Raw genomic sequence first — 16177 nt, forward strand, 5'->3', positions numbered from 1 at the left:
CAAATTCCTTAAATTACGTCTACCAGAATACAAGCTGTGCTATTGAACCTTGAGATAGTCAATGCACCGTCGCAGCTGCTCTCGGCTTTCCTTCGGTACGTGGTCGTTTTCTAACTGATTTAGCCAATGCTTGAGTGAGAACCAATCATCACCCTCATTGGCAAAACCGTGACCCAATGATTGTTGGGCAGAGGCAAAAGCCGGCGTCGCTTGCCATTCGCCTAATGACAATCGGTCAAAGCCAATGGGTAATGCGGCGCCAAAATCAACTAACCGTACCTGACGACACGCGTCACACAGCAATACATTGGATGGCTTGATATCACCATGTACCCAACCACATCGATGGCAGTGGGTTATCGCCCTGATCAAGCTTGGCAATAGCTCAATGAACAAGCTGACTTCATCGTTACGTAACGTCAGTAGCGATCGCTGTTTAGGGTAATACTGCAATGGCAGGTAGGTGTCGTTTGCGACCACCACCAGACTCCCTGCAAGTTCTTGCACGCCTCGGCCTTGACACGCTTTTAACGCCGCGAACTCTCGCTCAATGTGAAGCCCTGTTTTGAGCAATGTTGGCGTCGCATCAATGGCTGATGTTGCTAACCAAGTATGGCTATGCGACGAACTATGAAATAACCCCTTAACCTGGTAGTTCCCAATCCAATCTGGGGTGAATGCCGTTGAAAGAGCGTAGGATTCAGATTCAACAATGTCTGTCATCATAACGTTTTAGGTAAGTTAAAACGGGTAAATACCGTTTTTGTTAGCGGCACACTGCTACTTTGCAAGGTGTAATCCAACACGATGTTGTAACTGTCTAATTGATAATTGAGTTTACGAACTGCTCGATTGTTGGTGCCGCTCGACTCGCCATCAAACAACGCGCGGAAAAGCGCCCATTGCCCAGAATAAGTGCGTTCCGCTACCCGGTTCTCAGTCTGATAAAACTGTGTACTTAAATAACCATCAACACCAATCGAAGGCCAACTCACCTCTCGCCAAACACGTGGGCCATGTTTATAAGTGAATACGCTTTCTGCTTCCCGCATTTGAAACTCGGTGACGTCAGTACTCATAGAACTTGGACGTATACTCAGGTTCAGGGAGAGCTCTTGACCACTCAACCCAAAGAATAGACTTCTAATCGCACGGGCATTATTAATCTGTGTCAATGTTGATGACTGAATCGGCAATGTGGCACCATCAACTTCGTTAAGACGAAGCGTATTGTTATCCCAATAAACAAACGGTTTCAGCATCTCATCGACAAATGTGTCTAAATAACCATTTGGTTTGAAAAATACCGAGAAGTCATCAATCGCCACTTCCCCTCGCCCATCCAGATCAAAAGGAAAGCGTCCTTCAACAGCTTGATAATAGAACTGGTAAACTCGCTGATTCCATTGCTGATTTAGGTAACTGATACTAGAGCCGATCACGGTGCGCCAACTCTGGCGTTGTAAGTCATAGATCCAAGTTGCAACTCGACTCGGTGCTTTGCCCGCTTGACGACCCAACAGGACAATTGCATCTTGGCTACCCTCCGCATGTGCCACCGCATAGGTATGCATCGATTGAGCAGGATTTGCCCCTGATAGTGCCGCATCAAAGTAGGTATTCAACTCATCAAGCGCGGTGAGCAATTCGCTCAATGGCGTCGGAGAGCCCGCTTGCCCCGTGCCATTGACATAGCTGCCATAAGCCACAAAGGCCTCATTGACCACGTAGGACGGTTGCAACATAAGTAACTTATCGCCAGCGAGATTATTCAACTTGTCCGCCGTTTTCAGTGTTTTGGCAGCGCCGCCTAAACCCAGAGCAGTCGCGACTTGTTGTTCCTCCTTCAAGTCTCCCTCTTGCTCGACAGCAAGGCTCGTGTTCTGCACAACGGCTTCCAACACGTCTAAAATGGGACTACTCGCTGGCTCTCTCGCCATTCTCAAGGCATACGCAAGGTCGGTAGTGGTGCCGAAACGACGCACCTGAATATTATTAACCAGGTCTCGCCAACGATAGATATAGTCAGCAAAGTAAAGTCGCTGGATCTGCTTACTCAAATCGGTTAGTTCCGTCACCGAAGGCGCGGACAGATCACCTTGTATCGCCTTGAACTCATTTAGCTGCTCTCGCAACAGCTGAGAGGTTGGGCTCAAATCTAATAAGTCATAGCCTTGCTTGGTGTAAATAACCGGCATCAAATAACCATTGAACCCGTCACTGAAACTAAAGACGGTGTTAAACTTTTCGCCGAGTTGACTGCGAATATCAATCTGGACACGATAAGTCGGCAAACTCTTCAAACGTGCATAGATCAATCGCTCTGGAGAGAGCCCTTCGAGATTATTACCCGCAACGGCGATAAGATCTTGATTTGCTGTCAAAGCATGGTCATAGCGGCTATTGAACAGATCCATCAGCAGTGCGTTCAGATTCTCTATCTCACTGATTGACACATCGCCTTGGTCCCGAAGCGAACCGAGCAAGTATTCAATCAATTGAGGCGAGTCTAAACGTTGTCTATCAAACAGCATTTGATAGTACCGCAAGATTTCGAAAATTTTGCTTGGATTACCCAGCCGAATATAGACATAGAGCTCTGAACTGATGAGATTTTCTACTCGTGGCAGCAAAAACTGGTGCAACTGTTCTTCATAGATGTGATAAATCTCTTCTGCTGTATCAGGCTGCTTGATGCTGACCTGTTGATACCAAGGCACTGGCTGCATACCGGAGTTTGCTACCGCACGCAGCTCACTTAGCACTGCAATGGTATCGGAAATGGTATGCGGTGCACTTTCTAGACGTTTGATATCACTTTCGTACACAGTCAGCTGCGTCGAGGCATCCGCCCGCCACGCTTCATCTTTATTCCAGTTCTCCTTAAAGGCCACGCCCACTAAGGTAAGTATGGTTAAACCAACAACCAAACTCGCTGCTCGTCCAAAGAGGTAGCGCGCATTTCTGACTTGATTGATGCCCGTTATACTGACCTCAGGTAACACCACATGACTCAAAAAACGCGGCGCAAAGTAAGCGCGTCGACCAGGCAACTGTTCACTCTGGCTATAAGTATTGAACTCCGCCTTCTCGGCGATAACTTGCGTTAGCAAATCATATTCGTTGCCTTTCTGCCCCGCAGACAGTAAATAAGCGCCTCGAATCCAAACCGCTTCTCTCACCCGGTTTTCACGGCCAATATCCGTCAACAGTTCTTTAACTCTTTCAAGAAAAATTCTGAGCTGATACGGCAACGCAATAACCGCGGCGGCTTGTCGTTCGTCAATGTTTCTCAGTAGTTCAAACTGCTGTTCAACCAGTTGCTTCAGCAAAGCTTTGGCTTGATCTTCAAATTGATGAGGATCGAAGCGACGTTGCGCATCGCAGCTTAACGTGATGCCAAAGGGGTTATCGATATCAGCGCCAGAAAAGGCGTTGAAGAACGCAACAAAATCAGTGATTGCATCCGCTTTTGAAAATACCGGATAAACAGGTAACTGCAGACCAATTAAACTGTCTAAGCTCAGGATAGCTTCTTGCAATCCATTGGCGAGTTGTTGACGGCGCTTTTTATCGCCTTCTAACAATCGATGGCAACCGATAACAGGCATCACCCCAGTTAGCGCTTGCCTCGGACGGTACTTCATGAGCTGCTTGGCGAGAACTTTCCACAATTGCTCATCAACGCCATCATTATCAAAAATACGATGGCCGACTTCGATCACAACTGCATGATCACCGCTCCAAAAACGCAAGTATTGATCGGTCTCTGCACTATCAAGACGACTAGACAATAGCGGCTCTAAGTTATTCTGATGTAACAGACTGCTTTTTGCGTCTTGCTCGCCGCCCATCACCAGATACCAAGGTAAATCATATAAAGTGCGTAAGCGGTTATGTTTGCTACCTTGTATTTTCTTCACCGCTTCTTTAAACAGCAACTCAATGATCTTGGCATCTTGCTTCAACAATACTTGCTGTTCGTTATCCTCTTGCACCTGCCGTGATTTGCGCCATTGCATAACCAAAAAAACGACCCAAAGTAGGCTCAGTAATCCGGCGATAATTAAACAAAGACGCCGCGCGAACTGATAAGTTTCATCATTAGGCAACTGCCACGCGACGACACAGAGTGCGATGACAAAAAGAAGAAAAGTAAGAGAGATCCAACTATTTTTATTCATTATTCTGATGCCCGCCTAATTGTCGCATTCAGGCCAAAACGTACATTAAGCTCATTTTTGATTGTTTTAACTCGGCTCAACGCGTCGCTACTTTTCATAAGTAACTCATAGCCATTGCTTGTTTGGCGCGAAAAAGTGTCATAGCCTGCGCGTTCAATCTCCTTAGCGAGTCGACTGACATCTTCTGAACGAGTCAGTGTCGCTAACAGAATTTCCCAGCTTTGCACCTTGCTCTCATCTTGAGGCGTTTGTTGCAGCGTCTCTTCACTGACAATACCTATATCGGCATCGTCACTGAGGTAAACTAAATCTCGACTACCTACCTGCATATCGACATCACTCAGGTCTAGTTTATGGAATGCCGTAAGCAGCGCCTCACTCCGATTGTGATACCAATATTCAGACGCCAAATAGCCAAGCCCCAACGCGATAAGCATCGTCATAAATATCATCTTGCTGCTTAACCAGTGCCGAGGTTGGCTACTTTCGATAAGGTCAGGTGTTTTCGGCACAGGTAATGGCGATTCATGGCGGTAATAGCGAATGATCGCGTAGACATCAGCCTTCACTTGATGCAGAGCAGTCTCGTCTCCATCTCGATAACGTCCCTGAAACCCCATCATTAGCAAGACATATTGCAACTCAATAAAATCGATCAATTTAGTCGGCTGTAGAGATGCTTTTTCTAGCAGAACAAAGAACACCTCTCCCCCATTTCGTTGCGAGAAAACTTTACTCAGAAGCGTATGATTTTCCCATCGCGCTTCATCTCCCCACTGGGTATACAAAATGGCTTCATCAAATGCCGCGCACAACACAAAGCAGCTCTTATCAATCACACTCGGATGGTAGTCAAGATAGAGACCCCGTCGTTTGAAATTGGCAACGCCGTCTAAAATCTGTTGTCGGAAACGGTCAACATCTCTCGGCACACCTTGGCGTGACAGCGTAACCAAAATAGCCAGCAGTTCTGTGGCTGCATTCAGCAAAGGACTGCCATAAATCGCGAGGTTCTCAATTAAACGCTCTGACCCGTCCAAATCGATAGAAGGCACGAGCGGATCAGACTGAGGGGCGGGTGCACTTTCAGGCACTCGACGTACTACAGCGGTCGGCTCTTCATTAAATAGTCCGCTCATTCCCTGCCTACCTAATCACGTAAAATTCTACGCTAACATTACCCATTCGCTCATCAATATGGAGTGCGATTGGTTCATCCTTTTTCACCATCTTCTGCCATAGCTCTGACTGTTGGTCGACCTCAAAGTATGCGGCGTCAGTGCGCGCTTTTAACTCTGATGGTGGGACCGGCAGGCTACGAAGCGGTACGCCAGAAAGCGCGTTTCTTACTAAATCGGCGATATCACTGTTACCAGACAGTTTCGCCGCTTGTGGAAACTGTTCACTCAACAGCACTCCACCGATTGATGAGGTTACCACCATGACGAAGCGGCCATTGTTAAACAAACCGCGCTCCGGCACCAAAGTTCGCAATAGCCGTCTGCTTTCAAAGAGCTTTTCATCCCAAACAAGCGACGTCACACTGTCCAACTGTACTTCTCGAAGTAAAACCTGAATTTCAGCAAAAGCTTGGGAAAAAATCGCATACAATGCAGTTTGATTCCATGCAGGGAACTCTTGGGGCATACGGCCCTCTAGTCCTTGCATTTGACCTATCATAGAAATCAACTCAAGGTAGAGCGACTGGGTAGACATTGCGCCAGTATTCACCCAATGACGCACTTTCGGCAGCCAGCCACCAATGGCCTGCAGCCACATATAATCACGAATGAGCGCTTGATAGCTTTTGCTGCCGCTATCTGCTTGTAGACGATTTGCGATGGTTTGAGCACGATATTGCATCTGCGCATAAATCTCACTCACCCCTTCCGATAGAAATTCTGACACACCGAACTGCAAACATGTCGGGACAAAAGCGCGGTTCAGTAACACTTCCCCTTCAGATTTGTGTTCAGAGATATGTCCAATCGCCAGTAAGGTGTAGTCCTGTAGCTCGTCACCTTCTAGCTTCAAACAGATATTCAAGTTTGCCATTTCCAACTGCACTGGCTCGCTTAAATCTCGGCTGGTATCGAACACTTGATGATCAAAAGGCACATATCGGGTGTGCTGGCCTTCTCCGATATTGACAACACCCGCACGATAGACGGGAATCGCCAAGTAAATCAGTTTATTGGTAATGCCTTTAGGAATGTCTAATACCAACGCTTTAGAAAACTCAAAAGGTGTTCCGTCAGGAAATACACCCTTGGCATGTTTCACGCCAATTTTGCCTATTTTGGGCAGTGATAAGTCGAGCTCCAACTCCGATAAACCAAACCGATTCGGGTCTAGCTGTTCCACCGTTTGTTTTGTAAAACTCTCTAAATAACGCTCTTGCTGCTGGAAATGCTGTGGGCTAAGAAACATCCCTTCACTCCAGACCACTTTTTTTGTATCCACGGCACTATCCCTTTTCACCGGTCATGGTCATATTCACCCCATCCAGAGTGATATTAATGGTGTTTGAAGCCGCCTCTTCCACGGCATAAATCGCTTTATTGTTTGCTTCGCGGTAATCAGCAAACGCCGCTATCACACCGATAAATTTTGTTTCGGCATTAAAGGGAAACACTTCCTTTCGCGTTTCACCCGGCAACACACTCTGCAGTTGCCGCGTATTCAGCAGCGTGGCCTTTAAAACGCCTTGTTCGTCTTCATACAGCGGTAAGAACTCTGCCTGCTGAAACGCCTCGCTATCGGATAACTGGTAAACACGTAGCTCTATGGGTGACGGTTTCTCATCCACGTTGGGGTTAATGTTATCTTCGGCGCTAATATTGACCGTCAATAGCGCAGGTCCGCTATCGCGCCAAAATAAAAGTGGATCGACCGCTTTTTCTACCGTGCTACAAGCGGCAATGAAAAGCGTGAAGCCTAAAACGCATACGCGTTGAATGATGGCAAACGAGCACGACTGAGGAATCGTCATATTATTTTTCTCCTAACGTTCGCTGCACTTTGAGAGAGTCTTGAAAATAAGCGTGAAACTTGAGCTGCAGTTCTTTACTGCTCACTTGACGCTTGAAATAACGTTTGTACATATCCCAGTATTTTGGTCGGCGGCTGAAATAGCCCGGCGAAACGAGCTCATTGAACATCGCCTCCAATGCGACGGGGTCGATATCGCTAATGAGTCGCGCCAATGCCATCTCAATCGCCTTATCGATATACATTTGCTGCACTACTTCTGGGCTCCGGTACTCCACAATGGGACGCGGCGCTTGAGCAGGGCGCTCTGGCTCATACGCTGTCGCTACCTGAGGTTCAGGCTTGAATCTTGCCGATGTATCTGGCTCTGGACGCGCTTTTACTTTCATCTCTGTTGGCTCTGGACTTGCGAAAAATGTCGGCAACTCATCTTCTCCATCCACCTCGAAAGGATCATCATCAAAGTCACGAATTGGGGTGACAGTGGCTTGCTCTCGAACTGGTTCGACGGGCTGACTATCGATAAAGGGGTCGTCATCGACCACTTCAAAACCTGAGATGGTTGGTTCAAACTTCTCTTCGCGGACAGCGGGTCCTGCCGAATTTGGCGAGGGCTGTCGGTTATGCTGGGGAGCGGCGAAGGGATCATCATCAAAACTAGATTGACCAGATTGCACCGCTGCACTATTTCGCGCAACAGCTTGCTCTGGTACAAAGCAGGAGACCAAGAGTCGATAGCGCCCTAAGTCCAAGACATCCCCATCACTAAGCGTGGTCTGATTCCCCTTCCCGAGCGGTTTATTGGCACCATTTATAAACAGACCATTGGTGCTGTTATCAATAATTTGATATCCCCGAGATGACTTTTTGATGACTGCATGAGTCCCGGAGACTTCGCGTGTTCCGTCACTGAGTTGCAATGTAGAACCATAGGAACGACCAATAGCCCCACCATCTTCAGGAAACTGCTTGTTCCATTCTGAAATGCTTTCACCATCGGGTGAGCTGATAATCCGCAAAGATATAGGCATCGAGTTATCCCTTACACTGTTTTGCTGCACGATTGAATTGACTGACAAACTGTGGATAGTTCTCATTGAACGTTTTCGAGAAATAGACCCCTAACGGCCGCTGTGTAACGGGCTTTTGTGAAATTGCCCGATAGCTGATTCCCATCTGTTTTATCGTCTCGTCAATCACTGCGTCATTACCTAAAATTGCCCCGACCTCACCATTCAATAGCAGCTCTAACATGGCCTGCGGTGAGCGAGGTTTTTTTTCCACTTTGTAGCCTTGATCATGTAACCAAAACCATTTGTTCGAACCAAACAAGGCGACGACTTCGACCTGCTTTTTAAACACATCACTGTCTACATCTGTTGAATCTGAGAGTGAAAACCAGCTCCAACGCTGTTCACTGATCGGTGACGAGAACACCGCATAGCTGTCCCGGCTCGTGTTACGCGACGCCAAGAAAAAACCATGCTGGCTACCCACTTCAACCATCAACTGTGCTCTATCCCATTGCGTCATGGTCAGTTGATAAGGCTGTTCCAGTTCGCGCATGATGCACTTAATCTTTTCTATCCCTGTCCCCTTCATTTCACCATTTTCTTGATACTGGTAAGGGAACCAGCTCTGCGTCGTCAGTAAAAGCCGCTCCGGTTTCGTCGCGCCAATGGCCGCTGTGGAAAAGAGTGCGAGGAATCCCCATCGCCAACACTGCTTCACTTACTGCCCCTCCATACTCAAGCCTTGAGCACGAATCACACGCCCATCTTCTGCATAGATATCACTCGCCATTTCAATAAGCGTAAACGGCACTTTGCTGCCAATCCGCTTTGCCTGACGAAAGCTAATTGAGATATCCGGGGGAGACAGAACACCGACTGGCATCGTGGCAGGATCAGCGCCATCGCGCACAATATGAATGCCATACAACGCGGCTTGGTGAGCATTATTGACGAAGCTCACCCCTACAGACATGAGCGCACTGTCCTCCGCACCGGATACGGCTTCAGGGACCACAGTTAACAAAGGTAAGTCACCCGCCAGCTGATTTATCTCAGCGACCTGAGCCAATAATCGGGAGCTTCCCGTGAGCCACAACAGTGAGTTGGATTGCGTAGGATCGCGCTCTTTCATTGCCTTCAGTTGTTGTGCCATCACCTGTTGTAACGCGAGTTCAGGATCTTCATCATCAATAACAAACTCATACACCGCGATACCCTGCTTTTCCGCTTCAGCTTTCAAAGGAAGAAACTGCGTGAGATATGCGCTGGTATTTTGCTTCGCGTAGAGAATACCTAAAGAGGATAACGAAGGTTTGAAACGCGTTAAGAAGCTCAAGGTCACATCGGCCGGGAGGTTTAACGAGGTAAACGCAAAATGCTCTCCGCTCCCCTCATAGCTATCTATCAGCCCCATTTGCACGGGATCTTTGGCATTGACAGAAACCACTGGCACCGAGCCTTTTGAATAATGCTGATGAACAGCGACTGTCGCTTTTGACCCCACCGTATAGATTAAGTCTGCATTTTGCTCCGCTTTTGCCAGTAGCGTGTTCAAGCCTGCTTCATCGTCAGGTAGCAGATAGAGGTGGAAAATCGCATCGTCAAGCTCACGCTTATAGACATTAAGCATGGTAGAAATAGCAATATCGTAAGACTTTGCTTTTCTTGAGATGATTGCCCAAATCTGCGGGCGGGAATGTGAAGGAGAAACCAACACAGCCCCTTCTTCCAACTCATATTGCCACTCCGCAGCGATCTCTCGCTGGACATCATCACCCAGCCAATCAGGCCATGCGGCGTACACCAAACGACAGCTAGATACCATCACGACAACAAGGATAATCAAGCGGATTAGACTAGCCATGTGATATGCCCTCCTGTTGGGTTTTCCCCTCAAACAGATACATACCGATCGCAGCCGCCACAAAGAATGCGCCCAATATCCAAAAGGCATCTGCATTGCCCGTAAGCGTTAGCAAAGATCCAACAACGATCGCGCCTAGCACATGACCAATGCGCTCTAAAAATCGATAAGTAGCAGCAACGGTAGTATCGGATTCACCGGAGACATTATTAACAACATGCGTCACCACAGGTGCATTAATGAGCCCATGAGAAATGCCCATAATCAGCATTGATCCCGTCGTCAAACTCACAATCGCCCATGCGGGTCCAAGACTTAGAGCTAAAGAAAGCACGGCCAACGAAATCGCGGCGGTGAGGCTACCAAGACACAATACGGTTTTGCTGCTGCCGAGCTTGTCGACAATAGGCGACACTTTTTGGCTGATAAATAGGACGGCTGCGGCATACACCATCAATACCTGACCAATACTCTCTTTTGACACCTCTGCCTGAGCAAGCAATAACGGAACAGCGAAGGTAACGACTCCGGTCAGCATCATTTTGGTGGGTATGCCAACAAGCAACATCGTCCTCAAGAAAGAGGGGCCACTTAGAAGCCGCCATGCATCTTGGGTCAACTCACGAACGTGATGCCGTAAAGTATGAGATTGAGCACTGCCGACCTGTCTCGTTTGCTTTGACGCAGTAGGCAAAATAAACGAGAAAAAGACCATGCCGACACCCACGGCTGATGACAGCAAGAAAACACCGCGCTCACCAAGGAAGTCAGTCAACAGCGCGCCAATCGCGGCGCCAGCAATGAACCCCGCGTTGAAGCAAAAGACAATAATGCCGGCAGCCTGTGTCTTATTAGTCGCATCGCTATAGCGTAAAATGTAACTTTGTACGGCAATGAACACCATAGCCTGCCCGATCCCAGCCAAGAGACGGGCAACGAGAATCATGGTCAAATCGTGACGAAGGGCCAATAGCAGACACCCTAACGCCGCGAGTACCACGCCGCTAATCAATACACTGCGCACATCCAAGAGTTCTGTTAAGCGAGAGGCTGGTAATAGGGTCAAAGCAAAACCGACAAAATAGACGGTGAAAAACCATGACGATGCGGAAACGGGCATACCAGCACTGAGCGCTACGTCACCGAGAAAGTTCGGCAAGGTGGGTGCCATCATGGATTCCATCAACACTGTCATCAAAAAAAGCGGTTTAATCTGCTCAAGTACCAACGAAGCGTTGCTTTGATGAAGGGGTTGATTGAGCAGTTTCACAAAAGCAAAGCAGATAAAGGCACATCCACCAAACAGAATCGCAAAGCTCTTAATTATCTTAAGCAGTTGACTCAGCAAGACTTCTGGATGAAAAGACAGGCTAACTTGGCGATTTTCACCAGATCGAACATGATAGTCGGCTAAACCGCCCATTCTTGAGCCATCATCACTATGGGCAATGGTCTGATCCTCACGATAGACGGTCACACTCGACAACTCTGTATTCACTTCGCGATAAGCACTCAACATTTCATCAAGCCCAGTAATCATGTCAGGCTCAATGTCGAGCACCATAACTGGCTCAAGACGTTGCAAAATCACATTTGCCATTGAGTTGGCTTTACTTTCCAGACCATCTTTAAATAAGCTCCCCACCAGCAACATGACGCTAAACGCCATGGCAATGAAAGCCAAACTAAAGCCGAGTAAATATCGCTGCCCTTTCCCCCTCACAACAACAAAAATGAACAGCACAACCAAGCCAGCAACGAGCCACAACAGCGGTTGAAATGCACGATGAATAGCTTGTTTTACCACATTGTCACTCAATAAGATTTCTAGCGTACCCACTTGCACAAACTTGTTACTCAAAGGCACAGAGATCACGCTGCCATTCATCAGTTCATTGGTATAGCGATACAGTTCTTGATCACCCGCGATCAACCGTAAATCGACAACCGACACATCTGAATCTGCAATCGGAGACAGTACTTTTTGTAATCCCGCAATATCGTGTAAAGGGACTCCAGAACTTAAGATTTGTTGAATGCCAATCCGTGCAGCTTCTGTCTGCGAAAGAACGGCATCTTTTGCCAACTGTTGGTAGCTTTTTAAGGCTTGTGCATAACCCACCACCAGAATAAGGCTGAGAGAAAGTACCACAAGTAAGCTGCCTAAAATCAATCGGCTTTGTTGATTCATCCCTCTCATGTGGGCAGCCCCACTTCGGGATTTGAAGGTTGCTCAATCACCCACGTTGGCAAGGTATCAGGGCGATGAGACTTTAAGTATGCAAGGCGGTTAAAAACGAGCGACTGAATCAAGTCAACGTAGCTCATGCTCTCTTCAGACAGCCCGTGGCATACTAAACTGATTTTTTCTGAATTGGGACGCTTTAAATCCGGTTTAGGATTCGCTTCCAAGACATAGAACTTGTTATCACTCCCTTTACGTACATCCACTCTCACTAAACTATGCAGATCAAGCGCTTGATATATTTTGGTCGCCATCGACGTCAGTGCATCACGAACTTCAGGATCCACAACCAGCTTTACCCGCGAAGCCGTGATCGGCTTTACATCCATGGAGGTAAAAATCGCTTCACCTTTATCAAGTAAGCGCTCAATGACAGAAAATGCGAAAGGGCCATGATGATCAACGAGACGTTGTTGTCGAAAAGAGAATCCACCGCAGACAGACACCACATACTCTGGGCCAGATAGATAAGGCTCTATGAGTACATCATTACCCGTTTCAGCCTGCACCTGTTGCACTTTCTCTAATAACCCAAACTGGTCGGCAACGCGATAGACATGCAAGGAAGCTCGACCGCAAACAGGCTTCACGATGTAACCTTCGCCGAAGTGCCGCTCCATTTCCGCTAACTGTACGGCATGATGAGATAGCCATTGACGATCGCCTGACCTCACCAAAATGAATGGCGCAGAACTGATGCCTTCGGCCATCACAAACTTTTTAAACAGGTGTTTGTTATCCAGAATACCCGCCGTCATCGGTTGATGACCGACGTATGGGATTCCCAGCATTTCTAGCAAAGCTGGGAGGTGGGTCATCGCATCAGCGCCTTGTAACCCGCCACTGTTAATAAAAACAAGATCGACTTGATAAGCGCTCAGTTGCTCGGCGAGATGGAGTGACTCTGACAGAACAAACACCTGCTCGAAGCCCGCTTCATGGAGGCCTTGTGCAATATCTTCCGCGACTTGACGATAAGTTTTCGTCGTACGCAGACTCTTGGTTCGACGAATATAGTTTTCTGGTTCGTGAACATCCCCACCGTGCACAACAGCGACACGCAGACGCTGTTTAATTAGGCGTAGATCCGCTTCTTCGAACGGGAAAGAGGCGTGGGTCATTCTTCCCCCTCGAAATAAGACGTCTGTGCTTCAACCACAGTTTGCGAGACAACTTGTTTTTTCATCCTTGAACCACCTTGGAATCAACGCTTCGCGATACATACGCAGCGGTAGCCCATCTACCGCTGCCAACTCTCTAGGCAATAGAGATAACGAACTCTCCCCCTTGATACTCCACACTGATATCAGCAATCGGTTCACCTTCGCTCATACGTTGGATACAACGATCAGCAAGTTCAGGCATTAAGGTGCGATTAATTATCTGCTCAATGGCCCGCGCTCCAGTTTCCGGGGATTGGTTGCGCTGAACTAAGGCTTCGATGACGCCCTCATGAACAGTGAAGTTAGCGCCATAATGCGAGGTAACACGCTTACGAATTCGGTTAAATGAAAGCTCAGCGATTTGCGCCATTTCATCATTGTTCAATGGGAAGTACGGCACTACTGTTGCTCGACCCAAAAACGCCGGTTTAAAAAACGTTTGCAGTTCTGGGAAGATACGCTTAGTTAAATCGGGAATCGATGGCCTCGCATCCGCGCAGGCATTGACCACAGCGCTATCTGCAGCATTTGATGTCATGATGATGATGGTATTGCGAAAATCGATATCACGACCTTCACTGTCAGAGATGGTCCCCTTGTCGAAGATTTGATAAAAAATGTCATGCACGCTGGGGTGGGATTTCTCCATCTCGTCCAGAAGCAGAACAGAATACGGGTTCTTTCGCACCGCTTCCGTTAACACACCACCTTTGCCATACCCAACATAGCCAGCTGGCGACCCAAGAAGCATTGATACTTTGTGCTCTTCCTTAAACTCGGTCATGTTAATCGTGGTGATGTTCTGTTCGCCACCATAAAGAAGATCTGTCAACGCCAATGCTGTCTCTGTTTTACCCACCCCGCTAGGGCCACACATTAAAAATACACCGACAGGTTTACGCGGGTCCGTCAAACCAGCGCGAGACATACGGATAGCCCGAGCAATCTCGTCGATGGGCGCTGTTTGACCGATAACACGCTTACCGATATGTTCCTCGAGGTGCATCAAGCGTTCGACTTCTTCTTTCACCATATTGCCGACCGGGATCCCCGTCCAAAGCGAGATCACTTCTGCGACCGTTTGTTGGTTGACTTGAGGAAGAACAAGCGGATTCTCACCTTGTAGTTCACGTAATTGCGCCATTTTTGTATCGAGCTCAGCGCGCTCAGGCAAGCTTCTGATCTCTTCACCATTCAGAAATTGCTCATCCAGCTTAGTTTGCAGGGTTAAGATATCTTCAACGAGCGCTTTCTCTTGCTCCCAACGCGCTTGAATCTCACCTTGCTCTGCTTCCAAGTTGGTCAAACGTGCTTCGGCTTTGCCAAGGCGGTCATCCTCAATCGACCAAAGGGCAGACTCATGTCTAAGCGTTTCGATTTCGTTGTTGGTATAACGAATTTGCTCCGTGAGAGCTTCCAACTGTTGTGGCGTAGCACTTTGGCTCAACCCAATTCTCGAACAGGCGGTATCGAGTAAACTGATCGCTTTGTCAGGCAGTTTACGCTCAGGAAGATAACGAATGGAAAGCGACACGGCGGCATCAATGGCTTCTTGCATCACCTTAACATTGTGATGTTTTTCTAGGCTCTTCTTCACGCCGCGTAACATTTGAATCGCATCCGCTTCATTCGGCTCCCCGACGGAGACCACTTGAAAGCGGCGTGTCAACGCGGCATCGGTCTCAAAGTACTGCTTGTACTCGGCCCAAGTCGTTGCAGCCAAAGAACAAAACTCACCGCGCGCTAAGGCGGGTTTTAAAATATTGGCTGCATCATTTTGACCCGCTGCACCACCTGCCCCAATTAGAGTATGTGCTTCATCGATGAACATAATAATCGGCGTCGGCGATTGCTTAATTTCGTTGATAATGTCTTTTAAGCGATTCTCAAACTCACCCTTAATGCTCGCACCTGCTTGCAATAGCGAGAGATCTAAACTGCGCAGCTCCACGTCCGACAATGCTGGAGGCACATTGCCATCTACGATTTGCTGCGCTAACCCCTCAACGATGGCGGTTTTACCCACCCCAGGGTCACCCACGAGAATGGGGCTGTTTTGGCGACGACGGCACAATATGTCAATCGACTTGCGGATTTCGCTCGATCGACCGGAGATTGGGTCAAGCTCACGATTACGCGCAGCGAGAGTCAGGTTGTGGGTATATTTATCTAATGCTGCAGTGCCCGCCTCTCCAGCAGATGATTCAGAAACTGCTGCACCGCTACCCTGAGCACCGATGGTTTCTTTCGCTAACGCGGCGGCCTGAGATTTCAACCATTCAGACGATAAAGTGCCGATCCAACCACTCAACGCCCCGGTGTAAGCACTTTGAGAAATACGCGATTGCAACACCAGCAAGAGATGGTACTCATTAAACGTGGCTTTCGATTGATTGAGCGAAGCAAGCAGCCAAGCGTCTTTCATTAACTCCACTAGGTTTGGCGATAGTGATGGTGATGCATCATTACCTTGCGAGTAGGCCGCAAGCTTTTGATTAATTTGACTATTCAGTGCTTCTTTATCTGCACCACTTTTGACAACGGCTTGATGCCAACCTAGCGACGAATCACGGAGCAACTCGAAAAACCAATGCTCTAACTCGATTGAGAAATGGGAGCGATTCATACATTCGCCAGCAGCTGACTCCAACGCACTTTTTGCGCCCGGTGAAAGTCGTTTCACTAAACTTTGTAGTTCGATGTTAATCATGTGCTTT

General features: G+C 47.9%; 11 protein-coding genes. All 11 read right to left on the reverse strand.

Features of this window, described 5'->3' with window-relative positions; translation table 11 throughout:
- Positions 1-39: 39 nt before the first annotated feature.
- The 11 genes from TSUB_RS09310 to tssH all read right to left on the reverse strand — a co-directional run bounded on the left by TSUB_RS09310 (position 40) and on the right by tssH (position 16170).
- Positions 40-726 carry a protein kinase domain-containing protein gene (locus TSUB_RS09310; RefSeq protein ID WP_087024170.1) on the reverse strand — a complete coding sequence of 229 codons (687 nt, stop codon included), beginning with the start codon at positions 724-726 and terminating at the stop codon, positions 40-42.
- On the reverse strand, positions 723-4184 hold the full coding sequence (gene tssM, locus TSUB_RS09315) for a type VI secretion system membrane subunit TssM (RefSeq protein ID WP_087024168.1): 3462 nt from the start codon (positions 4182-4184) through the stop codon (positions 723-725). The genes TSUB_RS09310 and tssM overlap by 4 nt, the downstream gene beginning before the upstream one ends.
- Positions 4184-5323, reverse strand: coding sequence for a type IVB secretion system protein IcmH/DotU (gene icmH / locus TSUB_RS09320; RefSeq protein WP_087024166.1), 1140 nt, complete (start codon positions 5321-5323; stop codon positions 4184-4186). Before icmH ends, tssM begins: the two co-directional genes overlap by 1 nt.
- 7 nt (positions 5324-5330) lie before the next feature.
- The gene (tssK, locus tag TSUB_RS09325; RefSeq protein WP_087024164.1) at positions 5331-6647 is read right to left on the reverse strand and encodes a type VI secretion system baseplate subunit TssK; all 1317 of its coding nucleotides are present in this window, start codon (positions 6645-6647) and stop codon (positions 5331-5333) included.
- A gap of 4 nt (positions 6648-6651) precedes the next feature.
- Entirely contained in the window at positions 6652-7176 is a 525-nt protein-coding gene (tssJ, locus tag TSUB_RS09330) for a type VI secretion system lipoprotein TssJ (RefSeq protein WP_087024162.1), read from the reverse strand.
- A gap of 1 nt (position 7177) precedes the next feature.
- Entirely contained in the window at positions 7178-8206 is a 1029-nt protein-coding gene (locus TSUB_RS09335) for a type VI secretion system-associated FHA domain protein (protein ID WP_087024160.1), read from the reverse strand.
- A gap of 4 nt (positions 8207-8210) precedes the next feature.
- The gene (locus TSUB_RS09340) at positions 8211-8855 is read right to left on the reverse strand and encodes a substrate-binding periplasmic protein (protein WP_246616455.1); all 645 of its coding nucleotides are present in this window, start codon (positions 8853-8855) and stop codon (positions 8211-8213) included.
- A 51-nt stretch (positions 8856-8906) separates the two neighbouring features.
- Positions 8907-10052 carry an ABC transporter substrate binding protein gene (locus TSUB_RS09345; RefSeq protein WP_087024158.1) on the reverse strand — a complete coding sequence of 382 codons (1146 nt, stop codon included), beginning with the start codon at positions 10050-10052 and terminating at the stop codon, positions 8907-8909.
- Positions 10045-12252: an MFS transporter gene (locus TSUB_RS09350; RefSeq protein ID WP_087024156.1), complete on the reverse strand. Its 2208-nt coding sequence runs from the start codon at positions 12250-12252 to the stop codon at positions 10045-10047. The genes TSUB_RS09345 and TSUB_RS09350 overlap by 8 nt, the downstream gene beginning before the upstream one ends.
- Positions 12249-13418 (reverse strand): D-alanine--D-alanine ligase family protein, encoded by a 1170-nt coding sequence (locus tag TSUB_RS09355; RefSeq protein ID WP_087024154.1) that lies wholly within the window; start codon positions 13416-13418, stop codon positions 12249-12251. Before TSUB_RS09355 ends, TSUB_RS09350 begins: the two co-directional genes overlap by 4 nt.
- 136 nt (positions 13419-13554) lie before the next feature.
- The gene (gene tssH / locus TSUB_RS09360; RefSeq protein ID WP_087024152.1) at positions 13555-16170 is read right to left on the reverse strand and encodes a type VI secretion system ATPase TssH; all 2616 of its coding nucleotides are present in this window, start codon (positions 16168-16170) and stop codon (positions 13555-13557) included.
- Positions 16171-16177 lie beyond the last annotated feature (7 nt).

The organism is Thaumasiovibrio subtropicus (genome assembly GCF_019703835.1).
GTDB lineage: Bacteria > Pseudomonadota > Gammaproteobacteria > Enterobacterales > Vibrionaceae > Thaumasiovibrio > Thaumasiovibrio subtropicus.

Coding starts and splice junctions, on each gene's coding strand:
- TSUB_RS09310 (WP_087024170.1), bottom strand. CDS start 726: ATGATGACAGACATTGTTGAATCTGAATCCTACGCTCTTTCAACGGCA.
- tssM (WP_087024168.1), bottom strand. CDS start 4,184: ATGAATAAAAATAGTTGGATCTCTCTTACTTTTCTTCTTTTTGTCATC.
- icmH (WP_087024166.1), bottom strand. CDS start 5,323: ATGAGCGGACTATTTAATGAAGAGCCGACCGCTGTAGTACGTCGAGTG.
- tssJ (WP_087024162.1), bottom strand. CDS start 7,176: ATGACGATTCCTCAGTCGTGCTCGTTTGCCATCATTCAACGCGTATGC.
- TSUB_RS09335 (WP_087024160.1), bottom strand. CDS start 8,206: ATGCCTATATCTTTGCGGATTATCAGCTCACCCGATGGTGAAAGCATT.
- TSUB_RS09345 (WP_087024158.1), bottom strand. CDS start 10,052: ATGGCTAGTCTAATCCGCTTGATTATCCTTGTTGTCGTGATGGTATCT.
- TSUB_RS09350 (WP_087024156.1), bottom strand. CDS start 12,252: ATGAGAGGGATGAATCAACAAAGCCGATTGATTTTAGGCAGCTTACTT.
- TSUB_RS09355 (WP_087024154.1), bottom strand. CDS start 13,418: ATGACCCACGCCTCTTTCCCGTTCGAAGAAGCGGATCTACGCCTAATT.
- tssH (WP_087024152.1), bottom strand. CDS start 16,170: ATGATTAACATCGAACTACAAAGTTTAGTGAAACGACTTTCACCGGGC.